2 protein-coding genes are annotated in these 1,571 nt (G+C 64.0%); one reads left to right on the forward strand and one right to left on the reverse strand.

Features of this window, described 5'->3' with window-relative positions:
• The first annotated feature begins 5 nt into the window (after positions 1–5).
• Entirely contained in the window at positions 6–89 is an 84-nt protein-coding gene (locus AC2VOG_RS19240; protein ID WP_486941426.1) for a mycothiol transferase, read from the forward strand.
• 16 nt (positions 90–105) lie between these two features.
• Here AC2VOG_RS19240 and fadD2 read toward each other — a convergent pair.
• A partial coding sequence (fadD2, locus tag AC2VOG_RS19245; protein WP_486941425.1) for a long-chain-fatty-acid--CoA ligase FadD2 occupies positions 106–1,571 on the reverse strand: 1,466 nt, incomplete at its 5' end.

Genomic DNA, 1,571 nt, shown 5'->3' on the forward strand with positions numbered 1-1,571 from the left:
TACACATGATCGAAGAGACCGCCCGCCACACCGGGCAAATCGACATCCTGCGCGAACAGCTCGACGGCGCAACCGGTTTCGACGGCTGACGCTTCGCCAATCGAGCTAGTCGGCGTCCATATCGCGCAACTCGCGCTTGAGGATTTTCCCGGTCGGGTTACGCGGCAGTTCGTCGAGGAAGATCACCTCGCGCGGCACTTTGTATCTGGCCAGCTGATCTTTCACGTGCTGTTTGACGGTGTCTTCGTCGAGGCTCGAGTTCTCCTTCTTGACCACGAAGGCCCGCAACCGATGGCCCCATTCCTTGTCGTCGACGCCGATCGCGGTGGCCTCGATTACATCGGGGTGGGCGCTGATGCAGTCCTCCACTTCGGCCGGGAAAACATTCTCGCCGCCGGACACGATCATCTCGTCGTCCCGGCCGCTGATGTAGAGCAGGCCGTTCTCGTCGAAGTAGCCGACGTCACCCGAGGACAGCAGGCCGTCGATGATCTGCTTGCCGCCACCGCCGGTGTAGCCCTCGAACGGGAACGTCGTGCCGACAAAGATCCGTCCGACCTCGCCCTGCGGCAATTCGTTGCCGTTCTCGTCGTAAATCCTGACCTTGACGCCCTTGACCGGGGGGCCGGCCGTCGTGGAATTGAACTCGAGGTGCTGTGGCCCGGCGATGGTGGCGAAGGAGATCTCGGTGGAGCCGTACATGTTGTAGACAACCGGGCCGATGTCCGCCAACGCGCGCTCAGCGACGTCGGCACCCAGCGCAGAACCCGAGGCGAAGACGATTCGCAGGCTCGACAAGTCGGGCTTGCGGTCCATCTTCTCCAGCGCGTCGAGCATCCGCGACAGCATGACCGGCACCACGACCACCGCGGTCACCTTGTGTTCTTCGATGTCTTGCAAGACCTGCTCCGGCTTGAACTTGCTGTGCAGCACCAGCGTCGAACCCAGGAACATGCCGATGGTGGCGTGCAGGAAGCCCAGGGCGTGGAACATCGGCGCCGGCAGCGAAGTCACCTCGTTGGCCTTGAACGGCACGTGCGACAGGATCCCGCCGATCGGCGCCAACGTCGGCGGCAGGCTGCGGTTGGCACCTTTGGGCGTACCCGTGGTGCCACTGGTCAGGATGATGATCGACGAATGCTTGGTGGCCTTGGGCGCCGGCGATTTGCTGTTGACGGCCACCAGATCGGCCAGCGTCTCATCGTTGCTGCCGGAATCCTTGCCATCCGGATTGGTACCCAGCGCCCGCAGCTTGCCCAGCGGCGGCTCGGCCTTGCTTACGTCGTCGGCGTACTCGTCGTCGTAGATGATCAGCTTGGCGCCCTCGCGCTCGGAAACCTCCGTGATCTGCGGGCCGGAGAACGAACTGTTGAGCAGGATGATGCGAGCGCCGACGCGCGCACAGCCGAATTCGGCGACCGCGAACCAGCGGTGGTTGCGCGCGAGGATCGCGACGCCGTCACCGCCCTTCACTCCTTTGGCCAGCAACCCGTGCGCGACGGCGTTGGCGGCCTCGTCGAGTTCCCGGTAGCTGAATTCGCCCTCGTCGTCGATGATCGCCGCCCGGCCAG

The organism is Mycobacterium sp. TH-M11 (assembly GCF_057473725.1).

Coding starts and splice junctions, on each gene's coding strand:
- AC2VOG_RS19240 (WP_486941426.1), top strand. CDS start 6: ATGATCGAAGAGACCGCCCGCCACACCGGGCAAATCGACATCCTGCGC.